Below are 13,669 nucleotides of genomic sequence, written 5' to 3' on the forward strand. Positions count from 1 at the left end.
AATCTCATCGCGCTTTAGGCGCGCTTTTTCAGGCTGGCGACGCGAGTCGGACGGGGCGGCACGCCCTTGGAGGCCGCGCCATTGGCCGCGGCGCTCTTCGCTGCGTTACTCTTGGGTACGATGTCGACGGGCTGCGCGGCATGATCCGCTGCAGCCGGCGCCGCCTGTGCGGTACGCCGCCCATGCAGCTTGGCCGTCTTGCCCTTCGCGCCTCTGCCCTGTGCTGCCTTGTCCTTGGCCGGATGCGGCCTCTCGGCCGCCATGGCGAGCCGGGTCGCGGCGCGCCGCGATAAGGTCGTCGACATCAGCACCTCGACCGAGCCTTCCGGAATCGCGAACAGATCGCGACCCGGGACGGGCAGGGTGGATGCGAGGTCGATCTGGCCCTTGCTCCGGCGCGGCAGCAGCGATTGATGTTCGGCCTGCGCATTGAGGTCCGCGAGCGCGGGCGCCGGCAGCGTCCTGGTCTGCGTGAACACGAAATGCGGCACGCGCGGCCAGCGCGCGATCGGCGTCGTCTCGGTTGGCGGATGCAGCAGCCATTCGACCGGGGTGGTCGGCGTCGCCGGCCGCTCGGCCGTGGCGGGCACCACATGCACGATGCGATAGCCGCGCGCCTTGAGGTCGCGGATGATCTTGGGCAGTGCCGCCACCGTGCGGGCCTGAATGTCGTGCAGCAGCAGGATGCCCTTGCCCTTGGCCTCCAGCCGCTGGATCGCGAGCTGGTAGACGCGGTCGGACGAGACGTGCCGCCAATCGTCGGCCGGGAAGTCGGCGCTCCAGACCTGGAGGCCGCGCGAGATCAGATGGTTCTCGATGCCCTCGGCGCGCATCAGCCCGGGAATGCGGAAGAACGGGGCGAGCTGCGACGGATCGGTCATCGCGGCTGCGGTCCATTCGATGCCGCCATTGATCTCCGCCTCGGCCTTCTCGATCGGCATCCGGTCGAAGGTCAGCGGATGGTCCATGCTGTGCGTGCCGACGGTATGGCCCGCCGCGACCAGCTTGCGCACGCCTTCCGGATTGGCCTTGGCCTGGTTGCCGACGATGAAGAAGGTCGCCTTGATGCATTCGTCGGCGAGGATCTTGAGCACCTGGTTCGAATATTTCGGGATCGGACCATCGTCGAAGGTCAGGACGACCTCATGGTCCTTCAGCGGCAGCGTCTCGCGGTACTGCATGGTGCCGATCAGCGGATGTTCGCGCGGATCGACAACGAGGGTGCGGGAGGTGCCGAGGGCGTCGGGGTGGCCGGGACACTCGGCTGCGAGCGCGGCCGGCGAACCGGCGGTGAGCATTCCCAGACAGAGGACGATCCACGATCGCGTCCGCAAAACAACGCTACTTCCGATCATGAACCTCGTCTGCCCCCATGCAATTGGCGCTTAGATAGGTCGGAGACGGCTCAAAACGGTTCAGCCGCAGCCGCCCTCATCTTCACGGGGTAGCATGAACAGAGTGTTAATTGGTCCCAAATCACCCCATTTTGCCCGGGCGTGACATTCCGGCATCAGCGCGTATCGGCGCTCTTCTGTGATGTGCCCGCCGGGACGATGTGGACCACCCGATAGTCGTTCTCCCTCAGATACCGTAGAAACGCCGGCATCATTGCGGCCGTGCGCGCCTTGTTGTCGTGGAAGAGGATGATGCCCTTGCCGCTCGCGGCGAGGCGCTCGGTGACGAGCTTCAATTGCTGCTCCGGCGTCATCTCCTCCCAATCGCTGGCCCATAAATCGGCCCCGAACACAATGATGCCGCGCGACTGGAGCAGGTCGAGCTGTGCTTGGGTCGACTCGAAATAGGGGAAGCGGAAGAACGGCGTCGACGGTGTCGTCGTCGAGACTCCGTGTAGCGCCATTTCGTCTGCGGCAATGCCCCGATCGATGTCGGCCATGGCCTTCTCGAACGGAATACGCCCCATGAACGGATGCGAGTAGGAGTGATGCCCGACGGTGTGGCCCTCGCGGGCGATGCGCTTGACCATGTCCGGGTGCTCGGAGGCGTGCTGGCCGATCAGGAAAAAGGTCGCGCGCACGCATTCCTGTGCCAGCGCCGCCAGCACTTTCGACGTCGTCGGCGGGTTCGGCCCGTCGTCGAAGGTCAGCACGACCTCGCGATCGGCCAGCGGCAGCGTCTGCGGAAAGCTCTTCAGGCCCACGCGCGGATAGGTCTTGGGATCGACGCTGAAGACGCGCGAGGTGCCGAGCGCGTCCTTGCGCGGGCACTCGGCGGCCTCCGTCTCGGCGGCGCCGATGACGGTCGCGGCATTGCCGATGACGGTTGCGACAAGCGCGCCCGCCATGGTCGAGGTCCACCTTAGTCGCAGCATCTTTGCCATTGCGCTCGGCTTTGCCTTGTGGGTATTGCCTGAAGCCTCAGCTCACACCACCGGTTCCAACCTGTCAAACGGCGAGGCGCGCCATGGATGAACATCTGGACGTTGCCCCATCGGCTGCGGATTCGGTACTCGACCACGTGCCGATGCGCAATGAAGACGGCGATATCAGGCACGAATTCGTCGAGGAGGTCGCCCGTGCGATCGAGGCCGGGGACAGCGCGGCGCTGCGTGCCTGCGTCGCGGAGCTGCACGAGGCCGATCTCGGCGATCTGATCGGCGCCCTCGAGCCCGACGACCGCGTCCGCCTGGTCGAGCTCACCGGCCGCGATTTCGATTTCTCGGCGCTGAACGAGGTCGATGAGACCGTCCGCGAGGAGATCCTCGAGGAGCTGCCGCCGGAGACGGTCGCCGAGGGCGTCCGCGAGCTCGAATCCGACGATGCGGTCGAGCTCTTGGAAACCCTCGGTGCCGAGGAGCAGGAAGAGATTCTGGAGAAGCTGCCGCTCAAGGAGCGCGTCGCGCTCGAGCGCAGCCTGCTGTACCCGGAGAACTCCGCCGGCCGCCGCATGCAGACCGAGTTCATCGCCGTGCCCCAGGATTTCACGGTCGGCCAGGCGATCGACTACATGCGTGAGACGCCGGATCTGCCCGACCGCTTCTACGAGATCTACGTCGTCGACAAGGAACAGCACTGGCAGGGCGCGGTGCCGCTCGACGTGCTCCTGCGCACGCGCCGGCCGGTGGCGCTGACCGAGCTCACCGACGAGGACCGCCGCCGCGTCTCCGTCCTGGAGGACCAGGAAGAGGTGGCGCGCATGTTCGGCAAATACAATCTCGTCGCTGCGCCCGTGCTCGACACCCAGGATCGCCTCGTCGGCGTCATCACCGTCGACGACGTCGTCGACGTCATCGAGGAGGAGGCGGACGAGGACCTCAAGGCGCTCGGCGGTGTCACCAGCGACGAAGAGCTGTCGGACACGTTCCTCACCATCGCCCGCGGCCGCTTCAACTGGCTGCTGGTGAACCTCGCCACCGCGTTCCTGGCGTCCTCCGTGCTCGGCCTGTTCGAGGGCCAGCTGGAGAAGATGGTCGCGCTCGCGGTGCTGGCGCCGATCGTGGCGAGCCAGGGCGGCAATGCCGCGACCCAGACCATGACGGTGGCGGTGCGGGCGCTGGCGACGCGCGAGCTCGGTTCCTCCAACGCCTGGCGCGTGGTGATGCGCGAGGCCCTGGTGGGCCTCGTCAACGGCCTCGCCTTCGCCGTGATCACCGGCATCGCCGCGGTGGCCTGGTTCAAGATCCCGGGCCTCGGCATCGTTATCGGGCTCGCCATCGTCTGCAACCTCGTGGCCGGCGCGCTCGGCGGCATCCTGATCCCGATGGCGCTGGATCGCGTGCGGGCCGACCCGGCGGTGGCGTCGGGCACGTTCGTGACCACCGTGACCGACGTCGTCGGCTTCTTCTCCTTCCTCGGGATTGCGACGCTCTGGTTCGGGTTGAAGTAGGTCTCACCCCATCGTCATTCCGGGGCGCGCCACTTGGCGCGAACCCGGAATCCATTTGTCCGCGTCGACGCTGCACAATGGATTCCGGGCTCGCGCTTCGCGCGCCCCGGAATGACGACAACCGTCTTTAATCCGACTTTAAGCGACCTGCCGCATCATCGCCTTTGCTTGGGGGAATGGGCATGCGGTTGCGGCTGAAGGCGGACGGACGGATCGTCGAATTGCGGAATGGGCAGGAATTTCCGGTCCAGCCGCTTTCGGTTCAGCCGACGACCAATGCGGCGCCGTCTGACACCGGCCCGCTCGCGGTGCGCGATCTGCGCCGGCGCGCCTGCCTGACCCAGATGGAGTTCGCCGCCAGGCTCGGCGTACCCGTCGAGACCATCCGCAACTGGGAGCAGGGCAAACGCGCCCCGCGCGGCCCGGCCCGCGCACTGCTCACGGTGATCGCGCATGCCCCCGACACGGTGTTCCAGGCGCTCGCCAAGACCTGACGCCAAGGCCTGACGCCAAAGGCCTGACGCCAAGGCCCGACGCCGAGGCCTGACGCACAACCTCCCGTTAGGCCTGCATCGAATATCCCGCCTGGCTGCCGCGGCTTCCGTTGGCAGTATCATCGACCGGGTCCATAATGACTTCTGGGGCTGTCGCAACGGAAGAGGATTCCTCATGCTGTTCGTCGAGGCCAATGGCGCAAGGATTCCGGCGATCGGTCTCGGGACCTGGGAGCTGAGCGGAAGGCCGGCCGCGCGCGTGGTCGAGCAGGCGCTACGGCTCGGCTATCGCCATATCGACACCGCGCAGGTCTACGACAATGAGCGCGAGGTCGGCGACGGTTTGCGCGCCTCCGGCGTGCGCCGCGACGACGTATTCCTCACCACCAAGGTCTGGACCAACCATTTCGCACCCCATGATCTCGAACGCTCGGTGAAGGAGAGCCTCGCTCGCCTGCGGCTTCCCTCGGTCGATCTGTTGTTGCTGCACTGGCCCAATCCTCATGTGCCGCTCGCGGAGACGCTGGGCGCGCTGTCGCATGCGAAGACGATGGGCCTGACCCGCCACATCGGCGTCTCCAATTTCACCGTGGCACTGATCGAGCAGGCGGTCGCGCTGTCGGCGGAGCCGCTGGTCTGCAACCAGGTCGAGTATCACCCCTATCTCGATCAGGCGAAGGTACGGGCGGCCTGCGACCAGCATGGCCTTGCCCTCGTCGCCTACAGCCCGATCGCCAAGGGCCGCATCAAGTCCGACCAGACGCTGGCCGAGATCGGTCGCGTCCACCGCAAGACGGCGGCGCAGGTCTGCCTGCGCTGGCTGGTGCAGCAGAATGTCGCTGCGATCCCGCGCACCTCGCGCATCGAGCGCCTGTCGGAGAACATCGAGATCTTCGATTTCGAGCTGTCGGAAGACGAGATGGACCGGATCGCCGCGCTCGCCAATCCGAAGGGACGCCTGACCGACTTTGGCTTCGCCCCGAAATGGGATTGAGAGGGACCCGGGGTATGCTAGGACCGCGGGGGCAACCCAAGATCGGTCGATGGAACTGGGGAAGATCATACGGACGGACATTGCCGCCTCGGCAATCGCCCATCTGACGTTGGTGGCGCTGATCATCGTGATTAGCGAGGTCCGTCCGTTTCATAGTCAGGCGCCCGAAACCGTCGCGGTCGACATCGTCACGCCGGAGCAGGTGAAGCAGGAGGAAACCAAGGCCGAGGAGAAGAAGGAAGAGGCGAAGCCGCCAGAGCCGCTCCCCGATCTGAAGCTGCCGAAGCCGGATATCACCGACAAGGCGGAGGCATCGAAGCCTGCGGCCAGGCCGCAGGCGGCAGAACCATCGCCGTCACAGCAGGCCTCGCCCGAGCCGCAGCAGAAGCAGCCGCAGGCCTCGAAGCAGCGTGAGGCCAACGCGCCGCCGCAGGCCGCGCCGCCGCCGGCCTATCAGACGCCGCAACCGGACGTCACCATCAAGTACGGGGTCATGCTGGGCTTGCCGCCCGAATTGCCGGTCGAGCCGAAAGGCGCCAAGGATGACGGCGGCGATGCCAACGATTCGATCGCTGCGAAGCTTCCGCCCGAGGTCGTCGCGGAGCTTCGCCGTCACTTGCGCGGCTGCGCCAAGCTGCCGGCCGGCGTCGCACCGACCGACAACGTCCATGTCAAGCTGCGCACCGTGTTCGCCACCGACGGCACGCTGGCGCGCGAGCCCATCCTGATCGAGGCGCCGCCGTCCGCCAAGGGCGTGGCCATCGTCAAGTCCGCAACGAGCGCGCTGCAGAACTGCCAACCCTACAAGATGTTGCCGGCCAATCTGTACGGGGAATGGAAGGTGCTGGATCTGCCGTTCAGCCCGAAGGATTTCGGCGGATAGCGCATCGTCGTGTAGTCGTGTAGCCCGGATGGAGCAAAGCGTAATCCGGGGCTGCTCGCCCGGCAGCTCGAATTGTCCCGGATTACGCTCGCGCTCCATCCGGGCTACGAGAGCAGGGTGTTTCGCTTCTCTGTCAACCTGCCCGCTCTAAAATATTCCGCTTTACCGAAATTCGGAAATGACGTATTTTTCGCTCATCCCGGCTCATTGAGGGGCGACCATGCGGTCGTCATTGTCGCGAGCCGGGCTTGCGGTGGACGCGGCAGCGTCGTGTACGAGAGCTGAGGGCAGGGCGGATTGCTCTCCGTGAGCCCGAGGCTTCGTACGGACGAGCGGCGCTGTCAGGTTCGTCGCGCCGGCATTTCGATGGCAACGTGCACAACGCCGTCGAACCCTGCGGCGCCAACGGACCGCGTACGGCAAAACCGTGTGGTCCTGGCCGTCGTTGCTACGGTCAAGCTCTGGCGAATGCGGCATTGGCGTCAACCGGCGCGGTGCCGGTGACTTTCGCGGGAGCGAGGGAGGCCAGAGGGAACTCGGCTCCCAGGAGAGCGCGGCATAAGCCGTCCGACCATCGCGCAGGGAAGGCCGTGTGTTGGGCTTCACCTGTATGCTGCTGTGCGGTTCTTCCTGCGTGTGCTCCAGCGCAGCGGACCGCGGGTGCCGCCGGCACCCGGCCTTCCCTGCGCCCTCTTGCATCTGAGGGCGGCGAGACGAAGCAAAGCTCGGGCGAAGCAGCCGCGAGATCGCGAAGGCATGTCTGTGATCCGATCTCGTGCCCCGGACGCAGCGCAGCGTCCCCCCGGCGATGCGAAGCATCGTCCGGTTCGACGATGCGCTGCAGAGCAGGGGCCCATGCCTCCGAGCAATCCGTGTGGCGCTGGGTCCCGGCTCTGCGCCGCAACGCTTCACGCGTTGCAGCTTGTCCGGGACACGTGGCTCAATGCCCTCGCTTCATCCCCTCACCACCATCCACCGCCCCGGTGCCATCGCGGCCCAGGCGCTGGACGCGAACTGCCGCCGCCAGGTCACGACCACGACCGCTGCCGTGGTCACGAACAGCACCCAGGGGCTGACGAACCAGCCGAGATAGCCGAGCGCGAAGAAGAAGGCACGCTGGCCGCGGTTGAAGTGGCGGCCGGCGGATTCGAACAGGCGCGAGGTGCGGATGACGTGGGCTTCGGCCTCGGGGGTGTCGCGCTGTGAGGCCGGCGGCATACCGCCAAACAGGATTGCGACATAGTTGAACAGGCGATAGGCCCAGGCGAATTTGAAGAAGGCGTAGACGCAAATCAGCACGAGGCCGACGCATTTCAGCTCCCACAAAGCGGGCGAGCAACGATTGATTGGCGGCAGGCGATGGCGCTAAAAAGCGGCTGCAACTGCAGGACTAAACGAAGGACCAGTGACATGGCTGCGCTGAAACTCGCGATCGGCAACAAGAACTACTCGTCATGGTCGATGCGGCCCTGGCTCGCGCTCCGCGCCAACGACATCCCGTTCGTGGAGACGCTGATCCCGCTCTACACCGACGATCCCGCCGACAAGGCGCAGATCCTGTCCTTCAGCCGCGCCGGCAAGGTGCCCGTGCTGGTCGACGGCGACGTCACCGTGTGGGATTCGCTTGCCATCATCGAGTACGTCGCCGAGCGCTATCCGGAAGCGAAGCTCTGGCCTGACGACGTCGCCGCGCGCGCGCATGCCAGGTCGGTATGCGCCGAAATGCATTCCGGCTTTGTGGCGCTGCGCAACGAATGCGGCATGAACCTGCATCGGCCGATCCGCGCCGTGGCGCTGTCGGCGGATGCCAAGGCGAACATCGCGCGCATCGAGGAGATCTGGCGCGAGTGCCGCACCCGCTATGGCGCACAGGGACCGTTCCTGTTCGGCCGCTTCGGTGCGGCGGACGCCATGTATGCCCCCGTCGTGCACCGCTTCCGCACCTATGCGATCGAGGTGGCGCCGGACACCAGGGCCTACATGGAGACCATGATGGCGCTGCCGGCGTTCCAGGAATGGACCCGGGATGGACTGGCCGAAACGCTCGTCATCGCCAAGTTCGAGGACGCCTGAGCGGCAGTCCGACCGGCGCCGGCCGGAGGCGGGGACGCCAGCCGATCGGGAGGAGGGTGCGACAGGCCTGCGACATGTCGGCGGAATAAGCAGCTCCGCCGGTATCATCGCCCCACCGGCTGTCCCGTTATCATCCTGAAATAACTGCAAAAATTGTGCGCGGGCCATGCCGGCATGGCGCTGGCCAAAAGCATCGGACGCGTGCTATACAGCCGCCCGGGTTTCCGGCCGGCCCTCGCAGTGGGACACTGGGCGAGGCGGGCGCTGTTTGAGTAATGGAGAGGGTGTTGAAGCACAAATTCCCCGTGGGAACGCGCGTCCTATTCACGGCCAGCAATGTCGCGCGTCCGGCTGCGAGCGGCGCGTATGAGGTCATCCGTCTGCTCCCGACCGAAGGCGACGACTGCCAGTATCGGATCAAAAGCTCGACCGAAGCCTTCGAGCGCGTCGCCAAGGAAAGCCAGCTCGCGCTCTCCTGAAGGCCGACGCCGTCAGTGCATAGGCGCCTCCCGGGAATTGTACTCTGCCGCCGTCAAAAGGCCCGCTTCACCTTCACAAGGGTGGGCGGGGGCAGTTGCCGACTCGCGGTGCTCGCTTGACCATCCGCTCTTTGCTCGCGTGAGGGGACGTCGCGCATGAACTGGGCATGGGCCACTTCGCTCGACCAAATCTGGCTCTCGCCGGCCTTCCCGATTTGGATGACGCTGGCGGCTGCCGGATTCTTCGGATTGATTCTGCTGATCACGCTGTTGCGCGCCGACAGATCGGTCGCGAACGGCGCGCTGACCGTCATTACCCTGCTATCCATCGCGATCGCCGGCGCAGCCACGGTGCGTCTCTATGGACCGGACGCGCCGTCCGCTCCGGCCGAGGCGCGCGCGCAGGCTGTGGTGAGCGCGAGTCTGCCTGCGCTGTCCTGTCTCGACGATCTCGCCGGCGATGCCGTTGGCGCCGGCTGCGAGAAGGCGCTGTTCGGCGCGCCTGACGCTGCGGCCGCGGCGGTCTCCTACACCGCCGCCAGGATCGACCGCCTGACCGCGCTCGGCGATGTCGCCACGGCGGAGAAGAGCCTGACCCTCGACATGAAGGTGCTGCGCAAGTCGCTCGAGCGAGATCGTTACGGTCTCGTTGCACATGTGCTGGTGGCGCGTGACGGCTGCACGCAGTTCGATTGCGCCGCGTTCCGCTCGCTGACCGACCAGCAGCAGGTTGCCGCCAACATGGACTCCCATCTCTACGAGACCCTGGTCGCGCGCTATGCGCCGACCTGGAACGCGCCCGCAGCAGCCGCAGCGGCGATGCCCGCCAACGCCGCGCTCGCCGGGCTGCCGCCGTCAATGCCGACGGGCAGGCCGACCAATGCCGAGTTCCCGAGCGCGTCCTCGACGCCGCCGGTGAGCATCATGAATCCGGAGCCCACGGCGGCGACGCGCCAGGCCGCGCCGGCCGCAAATGCGGCGGCAGCACCGCGTGCGCCGGCCGCGGCCTCCGCACAGGCCGCAGCGCCTCCGGCATCGAGCCCGCCGGCTGCGAAGAAGCCGCCGCCCCAAAAGGCTGCGCGTGCGCCTGCGGCGCCGGTTCCGCTCGCGCCGCCGCCGGCCTCGACCGCCGCGCCCGCGCCTGCGGATAACGAGTAGATCGGCATTCCAAATGCTGGGTTGCCCGGCTAATGCTTGGGCATGCCACTCCATCTGATCAAGCTCGCCGTCGGCTGCGACTCCGTCAAGGAATTGAAGGAGTGGGTGGCCGAACGGATGCAGACCGCCAAGAAGAAGGGTCTGCCGCAACATCACATCCACATCACCCGCATGGTGCCCAAGCGCGACGCCGAGATCCTCGCCGGCGGCTCGCTCTACTGGGTGATCAAGGGCGAGATCGCCGCGCGCGAAAAGATCATCGGCATCGAGCCGTTCCGCGACAAGGACGGCATCGGGCGCTGCCGGATCGTGATGCAGCCGAAAGTGATCTCGGTCTCGCCGCGGCCGATGCGCCCGTTCCAGGGCTGGCGCTATCTGACCGACGATTCCGTGCCGGCCGATCTCGGCAAGTCAGCGGCCGGCTCGATTGCGGCGATGCCGGAGCCGATGCGGCGCGAGCTGCGTGACCTCGGACTGCTCTAAACAGCCATATTGTCGATCAGCCGAGTGGTGCCGAGCTTGGCTGCGACCAGGATCCGCAAGGGGCCGTCCTTGCGCGAGGTGACCGGTGCCAGCGTCTCGGCATGGCGGACCTCGTAATAGTCGAGCACCAAGCCGGCCGCCTTGACCATGTCCGCACCGCCGGCCATCGCCGGTGCGATCGAATCGCCGGCACGGATGCGCCCGGCGCTCTCTCTCATGGCGCGGTAGAGGACAATGGCGGTCTGGCGCTCCTCGGGCGAGAGGTAGACGTTGCGCGAGGACATCGCGAGTCCGTCGCGCTCGCGCACGGTGCGGGAGCCGATCACCTTGACACCGAGGTCGAGGTCGCGCGCCATCTGCGTTACCACGCGCAATTGCTGGAAATCCTTTTCGCCGAAGATCGCGACATCCGGCCGGACTTGCGTGAACAGCTTGCCGACGACTGTGGCGACACCGCCGAAGAAGTGCGGGCGGAAGAGGTCCTCGAGGCCGGCGAGCGCCGGCCCCTCCGGCGCGATGCGGGTGGCAAACCCCTCCGGATACATGGCCGCGACGCCCGGGTGCCAGACGATATCGACGTCCTCGGCCGCGAGCTTGGCGATGTCGGCCTTCCAGGTGCGCGGATAGGCGCCGAAATCCTCGGTCGGAGCGAACTGGGTCGGGTTGACGAAGATCGACACCACGACGCGGCTGGCGCGCCGCTTGGCGAGGCGAACCAGCGACACATGCCCGTCATGGAGTGCCCCCATGGTCGGGACCAGTGCGATCGTGGCCTTTCGCTTGCGGAGATTGTCGACGGCGCGTCGCAGGGCGGGGACCGTGCGGGCGATCAATGGGCTTGCTGACATTGGGACTCGACGATTGGGAAGCGGCGCAGGTGCGGGGCGTCGCGCCCGGCGGCTAACCTTAACAAGCGGAGATCGTGGACGCCATGCATCCGGATGCGGCACAGCATCCCGCGCAAGGCGGCGTAGAACGTCGCGACATTGTGGGCTGGATCACAGACGAAAGACGGCGCCGCGACACATCGTGAGAACGGCGCGTTGCAATTTGCATTTCCTGTTACGCATTTCACTTGACCGCTGACGCGGTCAACTCGAAGATATTCGCAAGGGGTGTTGAGGATCGCCATGCTTGTGCAGGCTAGCCAAGGCCAATCCGGCTCGGCGCACGTGGTCGTGCTCGGCAACGAGAAGGGCGGCTCCGGCAAATCGACCACGGCCTTGCACATCGCCGTTGCACTTCTGAAGGCCGGCCAGCGCGTCGCCACCATCGACCTCGATTGTCGCCAGCAGAGCTTCACGCGCTACATCGGCAACCGGTCCGCCTGGGCGCAACGTACCAAGCTCGACCTCGAGCTGCCGGTGCATCGCTGCATCAAGCTCGGCGAGACCATGCAGATTGCCGAGAACGAGAATTCCGAGTTCCAGCAGTTCATGGAAGCCGTCTCCGCGGTCGAGAGCAGCTTCGACTTCATCGTCATCGATACGCCCGGCACCGACAGCTATCTGATGCGGCTCGCGCATTCGATGGCCGACACCCTGGTCACGCCGATCAACGACAGCTTCCTCGATTTCGACGTGCTCGGCACCGTCGATCCCGCGACTTACGCAGTGACGGGCGAGAGCCACTACGCCGAGATGGTGCGTGACGTCAGGCGCAAGCGACGCCAGCTCGACGGCGCAACCACAGACTGGATCGTCGTGCGCAACCGCCTTTCCATGCTCGGCTCGCGCAACAAGCAGCTCGTCGCCGAGGGCCTGAAGGATCTGTCGCTGCGGCTCGGCTTCCGCTACGTCGACGGGTTCGCCGAGCGCGTCGTGTACCGCGAATTCTTCCCACGCGGCCTGACCGCCCTGGACGATATCGACGAGGCCACGCTCGGCATGCGGCCCAATCTCGGCCATCTCACTGCGCGGGAGGAGGTGACGAGCCTGCTCCGCCAGCTCAAGCTCCCGCTCGACGAGCGCGGCCGCCGCCGCGCGGCCAACCGGGCCGAGTGGTTCAGCCAGGTCGACAAGCCGCTCGAGGTCCACGATATCCTCGGCGCCTGACCTCGCGGTATAGCGCTACTCCCGGCCGATCCGGGCCTTCGGCTGGCGCGGGAACCGGGACTGCGCCGCGCGCGTTTTCACCCTGCATTTACCGCGAGTCGAACCCGATCAAGACCGGTTGCGTCGAATAGGGACCTGCACCCTCACGTAGGGTATGAGAATGGGGTGCTCACCGAAAGAGTGCAACGCACAATGAAAGGGCTGCCGATTCACAACATTTAGCCTTCCTGTCACGCTGCTGTGACATATATTAGGGAATAGGCGACAAGGGGACGAAGAGCCCCGGAGAACACGATTTTCAACAGGGATTCAGGCCGCTTAGGCCTGAGGCTGAGGACGAAAATGAAGCGTGGAATTGCCGTTCTGGTTTCGGTCAGTGCCCTCTGCGGCATCGCCTATTTCACGGCGAGCAAGTGGGCGATCAAGCACGAGACCATCACATTCTACGATGCCTCGCGCGATAACCGTCCGGTGCCTGTTTCCATCGCGGTGCGCCGCGACAAGGAAATGCAGGCCAATGCCGGCATGATCAAGCTGCCCGTCGCGGTGATCAATCACGGCAACACCGTCAAGAACACCGAATACGGCTTCCTCGCCAACATCTTCGCTGCGCGCGGCTACATGGTCATGAGCCCGCAGCACGATCTGCCGACTGATCCTCCGATGGTCACCAAGCCCGGCGAGCTCTATGTCGGCCGGCTGCCGCAGATCCTGCGCGGCGTCGCCAACATCCATCTCGCCGTGCACGAGATGAAGAAGGTTCAGCCCAACGCCGATTACGACAAGGTTACGATGGTCGGCCATTCCATGGGCGGCGACATCACCATGTACTTCGCCAAGCAGTATCCGGATGAGGTCAAGAAGGTCGTCACCCTCGACAATCTGCGCGTGCCCTTCGTTACCGCGGGCAAGTTCAAGATCCTGTCGTTCCGCTCCCAGGATCCGCAGTTCAAGGCCGACGCCGGCGTGATTCCAACCGACGAGGAATGCGAGCAGGCAGGCATTCAGGTCGTGAAGACCGAGTTCCAGCACAACGACATGCGCGATACCGGTCCGGATGTGGCGAAAAGCTCGATCCAGAGCATGCTCGACAAGTTCCTGAGCGCGACCGACAGCGAGATCGCACCGGTCGACACGCAGTCCGCCCCGCCCAAGATCCTGGAGCCGGGCCCGGTCGCCCTGATGGCTCCTGCCAAGAGCTGACGTCC

At 65.8% G+C, this 13,669-nt stretch carries 13 protein-coding genes and 1 pseudogene; 10 read left to right on the top strand and 4 right to left on the bottom strand.

Annotated elements, in window-relative coordinates; genetic code table 11:
- Positions 1-14: 14 nt before the first annotated feature.
- Both I6F31_RS29455 and I6F31_RS29460 read right to left on the bottom strand, forming a co-directional pair.
- The gene (locus I6F31_RS29455) at positions 15-1,355 is read right to left on the bottom strand and encodes a polysaccharide deacetylase family protein (RefSeq protein WP_225186518.1); all 1,341 of its coding nucleotides are present in this window, start codon (positions 1,353-1,355) and stop codon (positions 15-17) included.
- A 155-nt stretch (positions 1,356-1,510) separates the two neighbouring features.
- The gene (locus I6F31_RS29460; RefSeq protein WP_225186519.1) at positions 1,511-2,338 is read right to left on the bottom strand and encodes a polysaccharide deacetylase family protein; all 828 of its coding nucleotides are present in this window, start codon (positions 2,336-2,338) and stop codon (positions 1,511-1,513) included.
- Positions 2,339-2,421: 83 nt separating this feature from the next.
- Between I6F31_RS29460 and mgtE the strand changes: the two genes are divergently transcribed.
- The 4 genes from mgtE (at position 2,422) to I6F31_RS29480 (ending at position 6,214) form a co-directional block, all read left to right on the top strand.
- Positions 2,422-3,843: a magnesium transporter gene (gene mgtE, locus I6F31_RS29465; protein ID WP_036025625.1), complete on the top strand. Its 1,422-nt coding sequence runs from the start codon at positions 2,422-2,424 to the stop codon at positions 3,841-3,843.
- Positions 3,844-4,019: 176 nt separating this feature from the next.
- Positions 4,020-4,337, top strand: coding sequence for a helix-turn-helix domain-containing protein (locus I6F31_RS29470; RefSeq protein WP_225148393.1), 318 nt, complete (start codon positions 4,020-4,022; stop codon positions 4,335-4,337).
- Between the two features lie 175 nt (positions 4,338-4,512).
- On the top strand, positions 4,513-5,331 hold the full coding sequence (locus tag I6F31_RS29475; RefSeq protein WP_036013757.1) for an aldo/keto reductase: 819 nt from the start codon (positions 4,513-4,515) through the stop codon (positions 5,329-5,331).
- Between the two features lie 49 nt (positions 5,332-5,380).
- The gene (locus I6F31_RS29480; protein WP_225148394.1) at positions 5,381-6,214 is read left to right on the top strand and encodes a hypothetical protein; all 834 of its coding nucleotides are present in this window, start codon (positions 5,381-5,383) and stop codon (positions 6,212-6,214) included.
- A 940-nt stretch (positions 6,215-7,154) separates the two neighbouring features.
- Here the strand turns inward: I6F31_RS29480 and I6F31_RS29485 are convergent.
- A pseudogene (locus I6F31_RS29485) lies at positions 7,155-7,549 on the bottom strand (DUF599 domain-containing protein); the annotation flags it as partial.
- A gap of 75 nt (positions 7,550-7,624) precedes the next feature.
- Between I6F31_RS29485 and I6F31_RS29490 the strand changes: the two are divergent.
- From I6F31_RS29490 to I6F31_RS29505, 4 genes are all read left to right on the top strand, one after another.
- Positions 7,625-8,287 carry a glutathione S-transferase family protein gene (locus tag I6F31_RS29490; RefSeq protein WP_036025622.1) on the top strand — a complete coding sequence of 221 codons (663 nt, stop codon included), beginning with the start codon at positions 7,625-7,627 and terminating at the stop codon, positions 8,285-8,287.
- Positions 8,288-8,562: 275 nt separating this feature from the next.
- Positions 8,563-8,766 carry a hypothetical protein gene (locus tag I6F31_RS29495; RefSeq protein ID WP_085969273.1) on the top strand — a complete coding sequence of 68 codons (204 nt, stop codon included), beginning with the start codon at positions 8,563-8,565 and terminating at the stop codon, positions 8,764-8,766.
- Positions 8,767-8,922: 156 nt separating this feature from the next.
- Positions 8,923-9,924, top strand: coding sequence for a hypothetical protein (locus I6F31_RS29500; RefSeq protein ID WP_036025621.1), 1,002 nt, complete (start codon positions 8,923-8,925; stop codon positions 9,922-9,924).
- Positions 9,925-9,966: 42 nt separating this feature from the next.
- Positions 9,967-10,407, top strand: a complete 441-nt coding sequence (locus I6F31_RS29505; RefSeq protein WP_036015220.1) for a DUF1489 domain-containing protein — start codon at positions 9,967-9,969, stop codon at positions 10,405-10,407.
- Here the strand turns inward: I6F31_RS29505 and panC are convergent.
- Positions 10,404-11,255 carry a pantoate--beta-alanine ligase gene (gene panC, locus I6F31_RS29510; RefSeq protein WP_225148395.1) on the bottom strand — a complete coding sequence of 284 codons (852 nt, stop codon included), beginning with the start codon at positions 11,253-11,255 and terminating at the stop codon, positions 10,404-10,406. The two genes, I6F31_RS29505 and panC, sit on opposite strands and share 4 nt — an antisense overlap.
- 282 nt (positions 11,256-11,537) lie before the next feature.
- Between panC and I6F31_RS29515 the strand changes: the two genes are divergently transcribed.
- Complete coding sequence (locus I6F31_RS29515; RefSeq protein ID WP_036015216.1) at positions 11,538-12,461, top strand: division plane positioning ATPase MipZ; 924 nt, start codon at positions 11,538-11,540, stop codon at positions 12,459-12,461.
- Between the two features lie 342 nt (positions 12,462-12,803).
- A complete protein-coding gene (locus I6F31_RS29520) occupies positions 12,804-13,664 on the top strand; it encodes an alpha/beta fold hydrolase (RefSeq protein ID WP_036015213.1) in 861 nt (286 codons plus the stop codon).
- Positions 13,665-13,669 lie beyond the last annotated feature (5 nt).

It is taken from the genome of Bradyrhizobium sp. NBAIM01, from assembly GCF_020194115.1.
In the GTDB taxonomy this organism is placed as follows: domain Bacteria; phylum Pseudomonadota; class Alphaproteobacteria; order Rhizobiales; family Xanthobacteraceae; genus Bradyrhizobium; species Bradyrhizobium yuanmingense.